The following is a 17247-nucleotide window of genomic DNA, read 5'->3' as shown; positions in this document are numbered from 1 at the left end:
AACGAATTTGTTCAAGAATGTCTGTGGTACAAACTACGTTTTACTTGTCTCTCTCTTATCGGGAGAATTGAGAGTGCTTGGTGCAGAATTTGCTGTATTGGCATTTTGATTATTTTCCAAAATTTCAGGCACGTATAAATTACCATTACCTGAAGTATTTTTATTTTTTAAGTTAGAGCGATCGCCACTAGGATTGTTTTGGGTCTTATCGTCTATATAATACGCTTCTTGTGACGGTACGGATATAACTTCTACTTCTGCTGACTCTGATTCAGCATTTGCGCGAGAATAAGCTCCAAAGGAAAGCAATATTGCAAGGGTTATCAAGCTGAACTTTAGGAAGCCGAAAGTATTTAACTTTAATTGTATTTGTAGTAACTTATTCATAATATTTTTTTTAATCGTTATTAAGAGTACATTAACTTAAATAAAATTACCCTTAATCTTACTTAGTGCATAGTATACAGAATTGCGTACTGAGACTTTAGTAATAACTGAGTAATTTCTCTAATACTAGGATGCAATATATAAATACCACTGGTAGTGTTACTGGTACTGCTATTGAGTGATATTTATCACTTACTAGCAGTGACCGCGATCGCAAAGTTCGTGTCGATACTACTCGGTTAAGGATAGTTGAGGTGTCAGAACCCCGGTTTCGCAAAAGTTACCGGGGTTCTAATTTTCGCTTAAGAGGATGTTTGAAAAGTTTTGGGCGAATAGAATTCGCTACTATACAAACTAAGTCCGCAAGGCAAGGACTAACGGGAAATCAGGATATTAAACCCACCTTCCGCACCCTAAAGTGTCACACTACGAATTTTGGAGGTTTGAGGATTTGGTGTTGGCGATCGCCATCGATAATTTCCCCATATTTGTATAAAATAAAGCTTTTACCGTTAGTAAAAATACGAGAAAACCGATTGTGACAGTGGGGGGTGCGGAATGGGGGTTAAAACCCACGTAGGTGGGTTTTGCTTGTATAGCCGCGATTTCCAATCGCCAAGGCTGTATTAATTGAGACTTTTCAAATATCCTCTAAGAGATATCCCAGAAACAGATTATTGCTTTGTATACTGTGAACGGCTAAAAACTTTTCTTTTTCGGAGTGTTTCACAGCATTTGTAGGGGCGCAATGCCTTGCGCCCCTACGAATACTTGACAATTGTTGGAAAATCAGATTCTAAACCGTTTTTAGTATATCAGGTAGAATTGTTCCCTGAAAATTCGCTCCACTCAGGTAAGCTCCTCTAAGGTTAGCTCCGGTTAAGTTTGCTCCTTTAAGATTAGCCCATCTCAAGTCAGCTTTATTTAAGTCAGCCTCACTCAAATTAGCCCTAACTAAATACGCACTACTTAAGTGAGCGTTGCTGAGATTACTTTTATAAAGGTCAGTTTTGTAAAGGTAAGCCCCCATCACTTCTGCTTCATACAAGTTGGCATGACTGAGATCTGCACCAGTTAAATTGGCTGCGGTTAAGTTTGCAAAACTGAGGTTGGTTCGGATGAGCTTTGCAGTACCCAAATCAGTACCTCTCAGGTTAGCACCTCTTAAGTCAGTACCAATCAGGTTAGCGTCTGCGATCGCAGCTTCTTTGAGATTTGCCTCACTTAAGTCAGAGCCAATCAGATTGGCATAGCTGAGATCTGCCTGTATTAATTTAGCCCCACTCAAATTAGCAACACTGAATTTAGCTTCCCTTAACTTAGCTTCCCTAAGGTTTGCTTTGTAAAATATAGCACCACTGAGGTCTGAACCACACAGATTTACTTGTACAAGAGAAGCATGGCTGAGATCGATTCTGCTTAAGTCAAGCCCTTGGAGGTCAGCACCACTCAGATCTGGTTCAACCTGAGGATATTTTTCTCGCCATTCCATCCATGTCACTGCGCCTGCTTTCAGTAGATCCAGATGCCTTTGATTTGCCATTTTCCTACTACTCCTGACGCCCGCCCTTAGGATTTATCCGACCTGCTACATTTTCTATCGCCGTTAACGCCCCCGCCGCCCCCGCCAGAATATCCCGTTCTTGTCCACCTAAGTACAATCGCCCAAAGCTACCTACAGCTTGAATCTCCAGGATATTAATCGATGCGGCTTTCTCTGCTTCATTTGCAGCCAGAGCAGCATAAGCAGCAGGCTCTACCTCTAGTACATACAGTGTTTGTCCTGCCAGTAAAAGCTGCCCCTTTCGCGTGCGGTTGATAAGTTGTGTTTGATAAGCATCAATATTGCGGATAATTTGGCTGGAAACAACACGTGGTTTGAGACATTCGTCCTTTCGGAGGCCCAGCGCCGCCAAAATCGCTTGACCGGCAGCTCGAGTTTCGCCTTGAGAGGGAGAATGAACTTCTAGCAGACCGTATAATCGTTCAACGACCTGTACTCCTGGGCGGACAGAGGCAGCTTTGAGCGCTACATCCGTGATTCGATTAATTTCGATCCCAGGAGATATTTCAATCCACAGCGATGTGTCTCCCGGTAATGGCAAGAACCCTTGAGCGACTGCTCCCATATATGCCGCATGTTGAGGCTGCAGGCTGTCGAGAAATACGAAACTCCGTAGTTCTATGCCCAAGGTTGTTCTCTCCAGTCATAAAGGTTAAAGTTAGATGTTGCAAAATATGAAGTTAACTTTAAACTACCATAAGAGGGGATCTACGGCTCATACCGCACAACTGCTTCTTGTGACAGGAAAAAATTTGCACAATTGGCATCACCTGTCAAACTCTGACACATTCCTCTGACTTCAGAAGCACCAATGATGATACGAATACGCAAGCCATAATCAGTTGGGTAAGCTTCATAGACAAAAGGTTTCCCGGTTGCGGCAGTTATTGCAGTTGCAAAAGCTGGAGATACGCAAATAATGGCATCTTTATTGGGAGGTACATAATAATCTATAAAAAAATCGCTATCTCTCTTGTCTCTCGTCCAACCACTGACTCCTTTATCTGTAGACCAAGTTAGACATTTCAAATCAAATCCTTTCTCAGATTCACGACCTCTTTGTATGACAACTTTAGGGACAAAATTTGGCTCGTACAATTGTTGTTCTCTTTGAGCTTCAAAAGCTTTAACTAAATTATTATTATTTATAATTCTAGCTCTAACAATATGAGTCAAGAAAATAATGTATAATGCTAGGGAACTTATTCCTAAAGCCATGATTATTGCTAACAGATATCCTTTTCCTTTGCGGCGTGGATTTCGTTTTTTCATAAATCACTCTTCATAAAAATTCATGTATCCGTTAATACTAAATTATTCGTTATTTAAATAAAATAAAGTTTTATTAAAAAATCTAGCAATTCTATTTGATTTATGAGAATTTACGATGTCCAGATCCCCGACTTCTTTAAGAAGTCGGGGATCTAACTTTTTTGATAACCTCTTTAAGTCCAAACGACTGAAGTCTTGGCTAAACAAACGAAGTCTGCCTACGCGGACTAAATTATAAAAGGGATATTAAACCCAGATTTGGGATCACAGGGTGTAGAAAGTTCACAAGAGTTAAGGGACTTCCAAGAAATAAATTATCCATCTTGTGGGATGGGCGTCCTCGCCCGTCCTATGCTAGTGGCGGGCGGGGACGCCCGCACCACAAGAAATTTTGGGATATTTTTTTATTTGGAAGTCCCTAAGGAGAAAGAATAAAATACGAAAAAATGGCATTCATGGAATAATATTTACGCGATCGCGGAGAAAAACAGTAGAAACTTATCTTGACGAGAAAGGATTTCAATACACTCCTATGGGCAGCCCTACTGTAAAAAAACAACTTAAAAAAGCTGGGGCAGAACCAGATGAATGCTATAGCATCGGGACGGAAAAAGATATTCCAGACCTAGCTATAGAGGTAATTATCACGAGTGGTAGCATCGACAAACTTAAGACTTACCAACGCTTAGGAGTTTCTGAAGTTTGGTTTTGGGAAATCAATCGGCTCAAACTTTATCATTTACGAGAGGAAGTACCATCAGAATTTTTAGAAACTCATGGGTATGAACAAATTATGTCGAGTGAGTTCTTGCCAGAACTAAACATATCTTTATTGGAAGAATGTACCTTAATTTCAGACCATGTTCAAGCAAAGAGAGAATTTAAGGAGCGAATGGAATTAGAACGCAGCGAAGAATGAATGACATTGGTTCAGGGGATTTTAAGTAAAAAGCAGATTAGGATAAAAGTGGAAGCTGAAAAGCGTTCACTAAGCCTAGAGGTATTCACTGTGACTTTAACAACTGCAAAGTGGACAATTGAAGACTATCATCGAATGATTGCAGCCGGAATTTTGGAAAAACGTCACGTCGAGTTGCTGAATGGAGAGATTGTAGAAATGGCTCCTGAAGGAGAATCTCACGCTTACTCTAGCGACGAGGCTGGAGAGTACCTAATGTATTTGTTGGGTGAGAGGGCAAAAGTTCGACAAGCTAAGCCTATCACATTGCTACAAAGTAACTCCGAACCAGAACCCGATATTGCTGTGGTTCAACGTTTGGGACGAGATTACCGACAGCATCATCCTTATCCAGAAAATATATTTTGGCTGATTGAGTACTCAGACTCTAGTTTAAATAAAGACTTAGAAGATAAAAACAAAATTTATTCATCTGTAGGAATTCCAGAGTACTGGGTGATTAATTTGCGTACTATGGAACTCATTATGTTTCGCGTACCTACAGATAAAGGTTATCAATCAAAAGAAACTTTAATCCAAGGTTATATTAACCCGTTGGCGTTTCCCGATCTCGCAGTTTCTATCGAGCAATTACTGAAAAGTTAGGCAAATAAGCAATATTCTAATCGATCTCCACAGCTTTTACGACTGCCGAGGCAACATTAGACATCACTTTTTCACGGGCTTCAACAGGAGCTTTTGAACCAGCTATAAAAACAGCGATCGCAACCCGCTTCCCATTTGGTGAACTCACTATACCAACATCATTTGTAGCAGTACCAATTCCCAGAACATCCGGACCGCTACCCGTCTTATGTGCAATAGACCAATTATTCGGTAGACCTGCTTTCAGCCGCTTTGCACCAGTTGGCGAATCAGTCATTATTTTGAGTAATAAAGCAGTAGATTTTTGAGACAATAACTGATTGGATTGCAACTTGACTAAAAGGTCAACTATACCTTCAGGAGTAGCAGTGTCTCGCGGATCTACCAGATACCTTTCTACAGCCGATTTTTTAACACTATCCGGTATCTTTTGTACAGCTTCAGACCATTTTTTTTCATCAGCTAATTCTGGGCGAAATTTTGTCAGTCCCACACAATCAGACTGTAATTGTCGCTCTAATCTATCCACACGGACATCACGAATTTTCAGCCTACCTAAAATCGCATTAACTTGACCAGTTCCACCCACCAATCGTACTAAAACATCAGCTGCTGTATTATCACTAATACCAACAGAACGTTCGAGAAGATTTTGAACCGTAAATTGTTGACTGTTACCCTTAAACTCTTTAGTAATTGGACTCCATTCCGGCGCAAGTTCCTGACGAGTAACAGTTATAGGTTGGTTAAGTGCAAACTTACCCTCATCCACCCGCTTTAAAGTGGCGATCGCGATCGGAAGTTTGTATACGCTTTGCATAGGAAAGCGCTGCTTGCCATTGCGAAACCAACTTTTACCAGTGCTCAAGTCTAAAACCCCAATTCCAACATTACCTTGAGCGGCTGAGACATCAACACTGTTTAACAGTGTCGTGTTAATCTGTGCTGTAGTGACAAAAGATTCCCGTGCTTGAAGTGGCAACAACACAGACCCTAGCAGCACCACTGCTAACAACGAAAGCAAAAAACGACGTACAAAAACTGAAAGCATCGCGATCTAACTTCATGAACAAATCCGTAAATTAATTTTACTTTCTCTTTTCTATTGCCTCTCATCCCAAAGAAGTAGATATTCATCAGCGTGCATCCGCGTTCATCTGCGGTTCCATTAAAATAGTACAAGCTAAAATTCGATAACACATATGAATCAAGTTGTCATTGTTGGAGCAGGACCAACTGGTGCAACACTAGCACTCCTCCTAGTCAAACGAGGCATATCAGTCAAACTCATTGAAGCATCCCGTAACTTCCAAAGAGTATTTCGCGGTGAGGGACTGATGCCCAGTGGGCTAGATGCCCTAGAACAGATGGAGTTACTATCCGTACTAGAGTCCATTCCAAATCGCCCCCTAGATGCTTGGGAATTCTCCATCAACAACCGAACGCTATTTCGAGTGAATGAACCAATCGAACCGGGTGGTAAGCCTTGCACCCTCGTTTCACAGCCCGCCCTCCTCGAAAAATTAATTAATCTTGCCAGCACCTATCCCAATTTTGAGTTCGTCCAGGGTACAACCGTCAGGGATTTACACTGGAGCGACAAACGGGTTTCTGGTGTAAAATTAGGTGACGATCGCTCGTTTTTTGCCGATTTAGTCATTGGAGCAGATGGTCGTAATTCCATTGTTCGTAGCTGTGCCAACTTGCATTTAGAGCAACAATCTCAAAGCTTTGATATTCTGTGGTTTAAATTAGCAGATAGCCCGCGCTTTGAAACTGAGAATATCTTTTATTCAATTCTTCACGGCGATCGTGCATTTGGGTTGTTCCGTTCCTCAGAAGGCAATCTCCAAGTAGGCTGGGCGCTTCGCGAACGCGACTCCCTAGACTGGAAACACGTCGATTGGCCTGTTATGCTTGCTTCCGCATCACCCCCATGGTTGGCAGAGCATTTCCAGCACAATGCTCAAACTATTGAGCGACCCGTGTTGTTATCTGTTGTCGTTGGGCGCTGTCCGCGCTGGTACACACCAGGATTACTACTTTTAGGAGACGCCGCTCACCCCATGTCACCTATCCGCGCTCAAGGTATTAATATGGCATTACGAGATGTTATTGTTACAGCCAATCATCTCGTTACCCTGTTGCTTTCGGAAGCTAGATATGCAGCAATTGATGCCGCGCTACCACAAATTCAAGCCGAGCGAGAACCAGAGATTATTCGAGCACAGCAACTTCAAGCTGAGGAAGCCTCTCTTGCCGAACGATTGGGTAACAGCGCATTCTTAAGATGGGGGGCGAGTCAATTTGCTCCTTTAATTAGCAACCCTGTTCGACAGTCTTGGCTCAAGCGACAGCGTGAGTTGCGTCAAGGCGTCAGGCAAATAAAATTAACCGTTTAAGGGAATCACATCTGAAATGAATGTAGAGGCTGATGGGTTGTTTGGCGCACCACCCATTACAGTCGTGGTTGGAGAAGAAGTACATCCGAGTTTGCTCAAAGCACTGGGATTATTGGGATTGGGTCGCAATCGAGTGGTAAAAGTACCACTAGACTCTCAAGGGCGGATGCGTCCGGAGGCAATCCCGTTTGTGACAAGTCCTGCGCTCGTTTGTACCCAAGTCGGAAACGTCAACACTGGTGCATGCGATCCCGTGGGCGACATTTGCGAACGTACACGGACATCAGGAGTGTGGGTACACGTTGATGGTGCGTTCGGACTTTGGGCTGCAGCATCTCCATCTTTAGCTTATCTGACAGATGGTGTGGAACAAGCAGACTCTTGGGCAACGGATGCTCATAAGTGGTTGAATGTGCCTTATGATAGCAATACTGCTCGGTTAAGGGAAAGTGAAGCCTAAAATTCCGAAGAAACTGTTCTCGTTTTATTTACGAGAACAAAAATGAGAGAAATTTGTATAAATGAACCCACAAGAGATGAGCAAGTATCTCTCAAGAATGTTTATATTTAATTGAAAAAATCTCTAAACCTTGTCCCTTTTAATTTTCTATCTAGTTCAACTATCTTCTACTACTAGATGATGTCAACTAGCGGTTGTAAAAATTGTAAAAGATAGTTGTTGCCGGGGAGTATAATTATTTCTATGACATCGTTTTTTAGTTTTAAATTTAGAACGAGTTTTCTTGATTACCCTCGGATTAGTTCTGCCTGAGGTTGGTGGTATTTGTAAGTCTAAGATTTCCCAGATTAGATCGGGCAAGACATTTTGCCAGAGAGATTCAAGCAGCTGGATATCAAATTCTCAACGATGTAGTTTTGAACCAAGTCTTGGTATCTTTTGGAGATGCAGAAACAACTCTTCGTGCGATCGCAGAGATTCAAGCAGATGGCACTTGTTGGTGTAGCAGTACTGTTTGGCAGGGACAAACAGCAATGCGAATTATTGAGCCACACCACGAGCTTCTAGCTCGTGGATTCTGGCTAGGAATTTGAATTAACTTTTCGCCCGGACTCCACCAGAGACAGCTATCTGGTCAATTTTTCCTAGCTTGTCGGAGAAACGCTCTGGGGCAATCAACCCACTTTCGGACAAGCTTACTTGTTCGCGGCTTAAAGACTCCTGCCACGCCTCCGTCAGGAGCGACTCCGCCCCACGATACCCATCACGGGCATCTTGCAATGACAGTTTATCGTCTTGATTAACGAATCTACTCAAGTAAGCACTCATGAGATCGCGATGCATTTTAATACCAGTTGCATCGTAATGAACTCGTTGGGACAGAGATTTTTTAACACGACTACCATCCAAATGAGTTTGAGATAGTGCTGTTTTTTGAGTAGAAAAGGTAATGAATTGACCACCAGTTTTTTCAACTTTGCGTTGCAATTCAGATTTTACAAAACCTGGAGATTTAGCAGCTAGGGCTTTACCGTAACGTTTCTGCCAACTCCTTACAGATACTTTTTCAGTCTTAATTAGGTTACCATGCCGCAGAATTTCATTAACTATCTTGCGGTTTTGGCTTTTGGCATATGCTGCTTTTTTGCGTTGCAATTCTCGTTTCTTTTGAGCCGCTTTTTTATAATTATTTGAACGCTTCCATTCACGTTTACCCTTTCTGACCTTACCTTTTTTCCTGACAGTACGATGCCCTTTGTTAATTTCAAAGTCAGGCTCATAATTGTCTGGATTGTTTACCCGTTGCGAGCGTTGCATTTTTCTTTGAAATACAGTAATCTCTTTTTCGTAAGTGGGTACTTTTTCCGCAAAAGGTAACAAACCAGCTTTCTCGTCTCCAACAAAGGCAATGTTGGAAATGTTTAAATCCAAACCAATTAATCCATTGCTAACGTAGTTCTTTTCTTTTTGGTAAGGTAACCCTTCATTGATAAGTTGTGCGTACCAACGACGTTTACCGTTTAACTCCCTCCACAATATACGAACATATTTAACAGGAGATTGTAGCCCATGTATGATAACTGGATTTGACTCATCAATAATTGGACGTAGTTTAAGGCTACCCCAAACCAATTGATTGTGTAACCACCGTAATCCTTGCTTGTTGGTCTTGCCTTCAACAGAACGGAAACGACTTGACACTTTGAAACGAACTTTTTTCGCTCGGACAAATATGACTCGTTCAGATGCCTTGAATGCTCTTTTAGCAATTGTCTGTTGAGTATTGGAATCGATTTTGTCAGCTATCCATTTTGATGAATTAGCGACAATCGTTGCATAAGCTTGAAGGTCATAATCGGAATACCTGTAAGTAGAACGTGCTGCACTAAAAGCATCAGTTCGTTCTTTTTTCTTGGATTTGGGAATTTTTTTAGCTGCCTTAAATGCCTCGGAATTACGTACTAACTCCATCCTAACCATCGCTTCATTCAAACAAGCATTGTATAGTTGTCTAGATGCTTCAAATCGAGACAGCAACTCTTTTTCTTGAGCGCTGTCTACTATCAATGGAATTTCTGTGATGAAAGATGGAGTCTTTTTCCGAGCCACCTTTAGATACGCTCCTTAGTTATGCTAAAATTTATTTAGTTTAATGCATGGTTCTAGGTATGTCAACAGGAAAAGGCAAAAAAAGGATAAAAAATCAACCTGTCCTTTATAGTTCTTTGAAAAAACAAAAAGGACTATGGCTAACAACAGAAATATGGGAACTAGTAGAGCAACAAGCAGCTTTAAATGGTTTAAGTCGTAGCGAATATATTGAGCAGCTAATACGAAAATATCACGCCCGTTAAAACGGGCCGTGTCGGCATTCCACCCCGACATAAATGACGTCGCACAGTTCCTGAGTCACTGTGCTACTTCGGGGCTACCTGCCTCCCGTGTTATCCAGGTGTATCATCTTGGGCAACAACTGATGCTGATGTGGAGCGCAGCGTAGTGGCAATATTGCGTATTGTTAAAAAATAGTATTATAAAAGAAACTTGTGCTATCAATTCTAGTCCTTAACCCCTGTAATCGCAATTATTAAATTTTACAGAGCTTTTTTTCGGACTCAATCAAACTGTATCATCATTACCTTTTGTACGGGAGCGATTGCCTCCGGCACGCTTCGCGATCGCTAAGCACTAAGCGCAATGACAGATTGTTAAAAGTACCCTTAAAGGTAATACCAGAAAAGGGATTCGTCTGACACCTTAGAAAAAAGGTAGTCAACGTAGTGTGAGTGCTCATAGTGCATAAGTTGATTTCACTAACACCTATTAAAAAAAGACGGGAGTTTTGGAATCTCAAGCAATATTCACGACTTTGAGCTGCAAAGCCTTCTAAAGAAGAAAACATAAACGAGGAGAAGACAATGCAAAGCATCCCATTTCAATTTAGCCACGGTGGTTATATCAAGGAACAGGCTGTAGAAAGGTCTGTTGAAGGAACTGGTACGCGAGCGATCGACGTGGAGACGGATTTTGATTACCTTTTTCCAGAACTTGCTAAAGATCCAAACAGCCTACTCCCAGCTACAAATACCAAAGATATAATTGCAAAACTCAAAGCTTTGGGCGATGCAATGATTGACAACACTGATTCTGCCCAAATTCCACCACAAGCACCAATTAGCTCAACAATACCTCCAGTTTTTACTTATTTGGGACAATTTATCGACCATGATATTACTGCCAACACAGATCGCACTGCTGAAGATCTAAAAACTGACATTACCAAGGAGGATTTCAAACCTCTACCACCCAGCACTGTCATTGAGAAACTCAAAAATTTGCGCCGACCCACATTCGATCTTGACAGTGTTTATGGTGACGGGCCAACTCTAGATCCCAGTTCTCCTACGGAAGCAAAGGGTTTCTATCAAGAAAACGACCCCGTCAAACTGAAAGTGGGTAAAGCGACTGACGCTCCAGGTATACCTGGAGTTAAAATTCCACCTGAAGGCGATTTGACACGCGATCTGCCACGCGATGAGAACAAGAGAGCTATCATTGGTGACAGTCGCAACGACGAGAATCTAATTGTGGCACAACTCCATGTTGCCTTCCTGCGGTTCCATAATGCAGTTGTAGATTGGGTACGGGCTAACGAACCTGAAAATTCTGGAGACAATGTAAGTCTGTTCAATCGGGCGCAACAGTTAGTTCGCTGGCACTACCAGTGGCTGGTTATCAATGATTTTCTCAAAACATTGACTGTAAAGGGAACAGTAGATAGTATCCTAAGCGGGGGTCTGAAATTTTACAAACTCCGGAATGGTGAACTCTATATGCCCCTTGAATTCTCCGTTGCAGCTTATCGCTTTGGACATAGTTTGATACGCGGTGCATATGACCATAACCGTAATTTTACTGACAGACAATTAACTCCTCCACCAGTTACTAATTCAACATTCGATTTACTCTTTCTCTTTACAGGTAAAGGAGGTTTAGGAGGTAATCCCACTCTCCCCTTTAACTGGATTATCGAGTGGAACCGTTTTGCAGACAAAGGAAGAGCTTCTATAAGAGGCAGAAATTCAGCACGCAGGATTGACACGCGTTTGACAAAGTTTTTGTCAAATATGGAAAATGAAATCGACCCAAGTAAGACCGAGGCCATTAACAAACTTCTCCAGCACCTTGCCAAGAGAAACCTACTGCGTGGATACTTCCTCAGTATTCCCACAGGACAGAGTCTAGCTGATAAATTAGGTGTCAAAAGATTGACAGCTGAAGAACTTCAGCGCCGTAATTCAACACAAATGAATCAAGCCCTTGCACCTTTCCTAGAAAAGACTCCAGCATGGTATTACATTCTTAAAGAGTCTGAAATTCGGGCCAATGGCGACTCCTTGGGTGAAGTTGGTAGCCGCATTGTTGCTGAAACCTTCATTGGTTTGATGAGAAACGATGATTCTTCCTACCTTAGCCAAGATTGGAACCCATCTCAAGGCGTCAAGCTACCAAATGGTAAAGAAATTCGCGAGATTGGTGACTTGTTGAAGTTTGCTGGAGTCATGCTTTAATCAGTGACCAGTGACCGGTGACCAGTGACCAGCAATAATTAATAACAGAGGGGTGGAAAAATAAAATTCCACCCTAATGTTTTCCTATCCAAAATCCAAAATCCAAAATCTAAAATCCAAAATCTAATCATCCACCTCTTTCTCTGACTCAACAGGAAGCACGATAGGCGGATTAGCATCATCTTGAGATTGATAAGTTGGCGTGTCAACGTCTGGAAGAACCACTTTTAATGCTTGCTTGAGTACTTTCAAGGTCACTGGGACTTCACCAATTTGATGTCCATCGGTATGAACGGGTAATTTGGCGTTTGAGGAGAGACGAACCGATGCAACTTGGTAAGTTTCAATTTTGGGGTTGTAGTTGTACTGTCCCCGACTGATTGACCAAAAATGGCGCACTAGTTCCCACTTACTAAATTGACGGTAAATGGTGACTGTTAGCAAACCGTCATCGACGATCGCATTTGGTGCGACCATAAATGCAGCACCATAATAAGGTGTATTTGCAATCACAACCAATAAAGCTTTAGTCTGAAATTCGTTGCGACTTGCTATTTTTCGTCTTAAAAATCTTGGACTTGGCAATGGGTGAGTTCTAGCTTGGGCAATGGGACGATCTAACTCAATCTTTAAAGATTGCGGTTGATAACCCATAGCTAAGCGAAAAGCTTGAAGCATTCGTCCCCATCTTCCCCCTTTAATTTCTTCGCCAAGCGGAAATAAAGTTGCATCTAGCCCTACTCCAGCTGCTTCTAAAAAGAAGTGCTCGTCATTGGCTTTTCCAACATCAATGCTCTTAATTTGCCCCCGACCCAAAACTTGACAGGCTTGGAAAATATCCATTGGTAAATTCAGGGTTCGAGCAATATTATTATAAGTACCAATTGGTAAAATTCCCAGTGGAATTGGGGCATGAAGCAATCCTTTTGCAACTTCGCTGACTGTACCATCACCGCCCCCTACGATGACCATATCGTAGTAACCTTCTTCAACAACTCGTTGGGCAATTACCGCCGGAGATTCATCAGGTTTGGTAAATGCTAAGTCAGCCCGAATGCCTTCTGCTTCTAGTGCGGCAAAAATATCTGGTAGTTTCAGGGGATTAGGTTCATCGGTCCCAGACACCGGATTCATAATTAGACGTGCGTGTTTCATTTGCCCAACTCCAGCGTACTGTGAGATGACCTGTTAGATGATTCTAGCCGATACTGGAGGAATCTTCAGAGAAATAACTCTAGAGTTCTATGACACTTTGCCTGTATTCGGTTACTGCTTTTTTGACTCGTCTGTTAATCATGTATAATCTTAAGAAATACTCTTGACACAAAGAGTATTTTTTGCGTCTTAAACCCGCCCAATGCATTATGGATAAAAGTGACGGTACAATTAAACTAGACCAGTTTTTAAAGTTGATGGGTATAGCATCCACTGGAGGGCAAGCCAAACTCATGGTTCAGGCGGGTGATGTCAAAGTAAATGGTTCAGTTGAAACCCGACGGGGACGACAATTAGTATCGGGTGATGAAGTGACGGTTGGAAGCCAAACACTGAAAGTAGACTTAAATAATTCCTAGAGCATCAGTAGAGCAATCTCAAAATGCCTTATTCATAGCTTGTGGTACTCCTATTTCCAAATCTCGATAGCCAATTGTTTTTAGAAAAGCGATCACCGTCGGGACAGGGCTATAGCAAATCAGACAATGCTGTAACTTGTTGCCTTCTGGAACTCCTTCTCTTGGGTCACAATAAAAATATATTGGCGCTTTAAGTTGTCTCATCATTGCCCTTGGTAGTATATTTTAGATTCAAGGCTTGACACACTCAGTTGATATTTTGGCATAAAAATACGGCAAAGGCGCAAGACTTTGCACCCTTACATAGTTAGTGGCTGGTAGTTATCAATTAGCAGTTATTACACTTACTTAATTTAATGTTTAAATCAGTACTGGTCACTGATAACTATTCATTGGTTTAGCCTGGAGTTCGACTGATAATCCCAAGTTGACGATCTACTGGATTGGAGTTACTGGTGTCCTCAGATAGTCCTGGAATGGGAACATCTACGTTTTCGTCATCATGCACGGAATCATTCAAGTCATTGATATTTGCTGACTCTTTTTTATCCACTGAAGGATCGATTACACTTGGGTCAGAGCTTTCATGGACTGATAAATTGATGGGCTTACGTGGCTCCTGAGACATTTTTACCTCCTGGCTGAACTGACATAAACTCACTTACTTAGACAAGTTAAGCCTTAGACAAGTGTTGTTCCCTCTAGCAAGAGACAGAACCTTTCTAGACTTTTGAGATGTATTGATATAGAATAAAAGTACCTTTAACCAGTGCGGGTTAGCAACGCTCAGATAGTCTGAAACCTATTAAACGCTTACTACAAAATGGTTAGAACAAACTGAATAACATCTTTAAATATTGGGTATTATTAACGACTTGCCGCCCCTGATGTTTGAAACAATCCAAAGAGCCAGAGAAGGACTTGCAATGTCTCGCGATCGGGCGGTTCGTGATGCGATTCAAGAAGCGCTTCAGCGAATGACAGCTCTTAGTGAAGGCGTATCTGAATCTAGAGCAAGTGGCGCTACTCGTCGTTTTGTCTTGCGGGCTTTCATTCAAACGCTTTTTAAAGTTAACGTTGAAAATTTGGAACACCTTCCTCATGGTGCTGCAGTGCTTGCTTCCAATCACCTCAATCACATCGACCCTTTTCTATTGTTGTCTCAAATTCCACCATCACCTTACTATTACATTTTTGGTGACGCACGGACACTCTACAATAAATGGTGGAAGCGCAAAATTTTAAATTTTGCAGGTGGTGTCATTCCTGTGGAACGTCGGTGGAAAGAAGAGATGGCAGTGCTCGAAGGCGCTAAAGCAGGAAGGGAAGATTTGCACGATCTAGCTCAAGCGATCGAACAAGATGTTCCGACTGGGAATTCGATTCAAGTACTGCGACAAATTAACACTACGATTCAGACAATTTTTGCTCAGAATAATGGTATCCTCTTGTTTGCTGAAGGACGATTGGGAAAAAATGAGGGGAAATTGGACTTGCCGCTAAGACAAGGGGCTGTCATTTATGCATTGAAAGCAGGAGTGCCAATAGCACCAGTTGGGCTGATTGGAACAAAAAACCTCTATTTGGGAAAAGAGTTAACTATAAGATTCGGCGAACCTTTGTGCTTTCCCCAATCAAACCGACCAACACGAGAGGAAGTGAGCACAGCTTTAGAAGCATTGGAGCATGCATTAATCGCCCTCTTGCCACAAAACTATGAGGAGCCAGAAGGTGTAAAGTTGTTCCGTCATTTTCTCAACCAAATGCTGTGCTAGGGACAGAGTCTTTCACCGTTTCTTACCCTACGGTCTGGAAAGGTAACAAATCGAGTATTTTTGATGCACTTGCATCAGTTGGCATCATCCTCTCTTTCCCAAAACCCTTTTTTTGCTTGAAAACCTTAGAAAAAATTTTCTCTAGGCTATCTGTGCAAGCCTCGTTGTAAAGAGATACTATACACCTCGATGCTACTGAGGAGCAATCATTACTGAGGTGGACTACTGCCACCATTCCTGTCGCGCAAGTACTGCCAAATCTGCCGAATCTCGTGGCGAAATTCTTGGCGGTCAAGGCTGCTTATTGAAATACAAGTTGATTCGTAGTTTTTTTTGGGTATCTCCGGACATTTGTGTTTTTGTGTGCCATGATACCCCATTATGTATTTTTCTGTCTCATTAATCACCCCCTTGACACGCTTGTGTTTTCTTGTGCTAGATTAACACATGAAGGATTTAAGATTAAGAATATTCTCCTAACAACTACTACAAAGCTGGGAAATGGCGAACTATTTCCGTTCTAATATCGACCTAATGCCTGCTTATACGCCTAGCGAGCAGATCCAACCCAGTGCCAAGATTATTAAACTCAACAGCAATGAGAACCCGTATCCTCCCTCTCCTACAGTTATGGAAGTACTGCGGAACTTTGATGGGGAGTCATTGCGACGATATCCAAATGCATTTGCACAAGAGTTTCGACAAGCAGCAAGTCAAGCTTTAGGAGTTCCAGTTGATTGGATTATTACTGGAAATGGAAGTGATGAACTGTTGAGCGTTGTGATGCGAGCTTGTGCAGAACCGGGAAGGAAGGTAGTCTATCCAGTACCAACGTATGTGCTATACAGTACACTGACCCAAATGCAAGCTGCAGAAAGTGTTGAAATTCCCTACAGTGAAGACTACCGTTTACCCCTGGAGGAACTGATTGCCGTAAATGGTTCGGTAACATTTATTGCATCTCCTAATAGCCCTTCAGGGCATATGGTTCCTATAGAAGATCTCCGGAAGCTTGCAACTCATCTATCAGGGATTTTAGCGATTGATGAAGCCTATGTAGATTTTGCTGAAGGAAATGCATTAGATTTGACTCAAGAATTTGAGAATGTTATCTCACTCCGAACGCTTTCCAAGGGTTACTCATTGGCAGGTGTGCGGTTGGGATTTGCGATCGCACACCCTAAGTTGCTCAGTGCATTGTATAAGGTGAAGGATAGCTATAACGTTGATGCGATCGCAATAGCAGTTGGAGCGGCGGCAATGAATGACCAAGCTTATAAAAATGCTTGTATAGAAAAGATTAAAGCATCACGAAAAAAGCTAGCAATTGAGTTGAAACAATTGGGCTTTCGTGTTTGGAATTCTCAAACAAATTTCTTACTAGTACAACCAAGAGAAGGAAATGCAGAGGAACTGTCTCAAAGGTTAAAGGAACGCGAGATTTTGGTGCGTTATTTCAAACAGCCAAGATTGGATGATAAATTACGTATCACTATTGGTACTGATGAGCAAAATCAAGTCCTCGTAGAAACGCTGATTTCTCTTATTCAATAGAGTCAGCTAATAATTATTTAACTTGCACAACCTTAATAAACCTAGCTCTTGTGAGACCTAGCTCTTGTGGGATCTAGCTCTTGTGAGACCTAGCTCTTGTGGGACCTAGCTCTTGTGAGACCTA

The 17247-nt window shown here is 42.0% G+C and carries 19 protein-coding genes; 10 read left to right on the top strand and 9 right to left on the bottom strand.

Annotated features, from left to right (window positions below; translation table 11 throughout):
- Positions 1–33: 33 nt before the first annotated feature.
- From WA1_RS42730 to WA1_RS42715, 4 genes are all read right to left on the bottom strand, one after another.
- On the bottom strand, positions 34–387 hold the full coding sequence (locus WA1_RS42730; RefSeq protein WP_017749667.1) for a hypothetical protein: 354 nt from the start codon (positions 385–387) through the stop codon (positions 34–36).
- A gap of 796 nt (positions 388–1183) precedes the next feature.
- Complete coding sequence (locus WA1_RS42725; RefSeq protein WP_017749668.1) at positions 1184–1930, bottom strand: pentapeptide repeat-containing protein; 747 nt, start codon at positions 1928–1930, stop codon at positions 1184–1186.
- Between the two features lie 7 nt (positions 1931–1937).
- On the bottom strand, positions 1938–2579 hold the full coding sequence (locus WA1_RS42720; protein ID WP_026135337.1) for a beta-carboxysome protein CcmP: 642 nt from the start codon (positions 2577–2579) through the stop codon (positions 1938–1940).
- Between the two features lie 80 nt (positions 2580–2659).
- A complete protein-coding gene (locus WA1_RS42715) occupies positions 2660–3223 on the bottom strand; it encodes a hypothetical protein (protein WP_017749670.1) in 564 nt (187 codons plus the stop codon).
- Between the two features lie 391 nt (positions 3224–3614).
- Here WA1_RS42715 and WA1_RS42710 point away from each other — a divergent pair, with 391 nt between their 5' ends.
- Entirely contained in the window at positions 3615–4142 is a 528-nt protein-coding gene (locus tag WA1_RS42710) for a Uma2 family endonuclease (RefSeq protein WP_272819349.1), read from the top strand.
- Between the two features lie 90 nt (positions 4143–4232).
- Entirely contained in the window at positions 4233–4787 is a 555-nt protein-coding gene (locus WA1_RS42705; protein ID WP_026135338.1) for a Uma2 family endonuclease, read from the top strand.
- Between the two features lie 16 nt (positions 4788–4803).
- Here the strand turns inward: WA1_RS42705 and bla are convergent, their stop codons facing one another.
- Complete coding sequence (bla, locus tag WA1_RS42700) at positions 4804–5838, bottom strand: class A beta-lactamase (RefSeq protein WP_017749673.1); 1035 nt, start codon at positions 5836–5838, stop codon at positions 4804–4806.
- A gap of 151 nt (positions 5839–5989) precedes the next feature.
- Between bla and WA1_RS42695 the strand changes: the two genes are divergently transcribed.
- The 3 genes from WA1_RS42695 (at position 5990) to WA1_RS42685 (ending at position 8242) form a co-directional block, all read left to right on the top strand.
- Positions 5990–7189: an FAD-dependent monooxygenase gene (locus tag WA1_RS42695; protein WP_017749674.1), complete on the top strand. Its 1200-nt coding sequence runs from the start codon at positions 5990–5992 to the stop codon at positions 7187–7189.
- Positions 7190–7205: 16 nt separating this feature from the next.
- Complete coding sequence (locus WA1_RS42690; RefSeq protein ID WP_017749675.1) at positions 7206–7649, top strand: aminotransferase class V-fold PLP-dependent enzyme; 444 nt, start codon at positions 7206–7208, stop codon at positions 7647–7649.
- A 317-nt stretch (positions 7650–7966) separates the two neighbouring features.
- Positions 7967–8242, top strand: coding sequence for a hypothetical protein (locus WA1_RS42685; protein WP_017749676.1), 276 nt, complete (start codon positions 7967–7969; stop codon positions 8240–8242).
- Position 8243: 1 nt separating this feature from the next.
- Here WA1_RS42685 and WA1_RS42680 read toward each other — a convergent pair whose 3' ends face one another.
- Positions 8244–9758, bottom strand: a complete 1515-nt coding sequence (locus tag WA1_RS42680) for a hypothetical protein (protein ID WP_017749677.1) — start codon at positions 9756–9758, stop codon at positions 8244–8246.
- A 59-nt stretch (positions 9759–9817) separates the two neighbouring features.
- On the opposite strand from WA1_RS42680, the gene WA1_RS42675 reads away from it, so the two are divergent.
- Both WA1_RS42675 and WA1_RS42670 read left to right on the top strand, forming a co-directional pair.
- Positions 9818–10003 carry a ribbon-helix-helix protein, CopG family gene (locus WA1_RS42675; protein WP_026135339.1) on the top strand — a complete coding sequence of 62 codons (186 nt, stop codon included), beginning with the start codon at positions 9818–9820 and terminating at the stop codon, positions 10001–10003.
- A gap of 564 nt (positions 10004–10567) precedes the next feature.
- A complete protein-coding gene (locus tag WA1_RS42670; RefSeq protein WP_017749679.1) occupies positions 10568–12220 on the top strand; it encodes a peroxidase family protein in 1653 nt (550 codons plus the stop codon).
- Between the two features lie 123 nt (positions 12221–12343).
- Here WA1_RS42670 and WA1_RS42665 read toward each other — a convergent pair whose 3' ends face one another.
- Positions 12344–13375, bottom strand: a complete 1032-nt coding sequence (locus tag WA1_RS42665; protein ID WP_272819348.1) for a diacylglycerol/lipid kinase family protein — start codon at positions 13373–13375, stop codon at positions 12344–12346.
- Positions 13376–13584: 209 nt separating this feature from the next.
- Between WA1_RS42665 and WA1_RS42660 the strand changes: the two genes are divergently transcribed.
- Positions 13585–13794, top strand: coding sequence for an RNA-binding S4 domain-containing protein (locus tag WA1_RS42660; RefSeq protein ID WP_017749681.1), 210 nt, complete (start codon positions 13585–13587; stop codon positions 13792–13794).
- Between the two features lie 18 nt (positions 13795–13812).
- On the opposite strand, the gene WA1_RS56125 is transcribed toward WA1_RS42660, so the two are convergent.
- Both WA1_RS56125 and WA1_RS42655 read right to left on the bottom strand, forming a co-directional pair.
- Positions 13813–14001 (bottom strand): hypothetical protein, encoded by a 189-nt coding sequence (locus WA1_RS56125; protein ID WP_148662884.1) that lies wholly within the window; start codon positions 13999–14001, stop codon positions 13813–13815.
- A gap of 190 nt (positions 14002–14191) precedes the next feature.
- A complete protein-coding gene (locus WA1_RS42655; protein WP_017749682.1) occupies positions 14192–14422 on the bottom strand; it encodes a hypothetical protein in 231 nt (76 codons plus the stop codon).
- A 259-nt stretch (positions 14423–14681) separates the two neighbouring features.
- Between WA1_RS42655 and WA1_RS42650 the strand changes: the two genes are divergently transcribed.
- Both WA1_RS42650 and hisC read left to right on the top strand, forming a co-directional pair.
- A complete protein-coding gene (locus WA1_RS42650; RefSeq protein WP_017749683.1) occupies positions 14682–15569 on the top strand; it encodes a lysophospholipid acyltransferase family protein in 888 nt (295 codons plus the stop codon).
- 501 nt (positions 15570–16070) lie between these two features.
- A complete protein-coding gene (hisC, locus tag WA1_RS42640; RefSeq protein WP_026135341.1) occupies positions 16071–17123 on the top strand; it encodes a histidinol-phosphate transaminase in 1053 nt (350 codons plus the stop codon).
- Positions 17124–17247: the final 124 nt, after the last annotated feature.

Origin of the sequence: Scytonema hofmannii PCC 7110 (assembly GCF_000346485.2) — a bacterium.
In the GTDB taxonomy this organism is placed as follows: domain Bacteria; phylum Cyanobacteriota; class Cyanobacteriia; order Cyanobacteriales; family Nostocaceae; genus Scytonema; species Scytonema hofmannii.
Note: the sequence above shows the minus strand (reverse complement) of the source record. Positions and strands in the feature narration are given on the sequence as shown.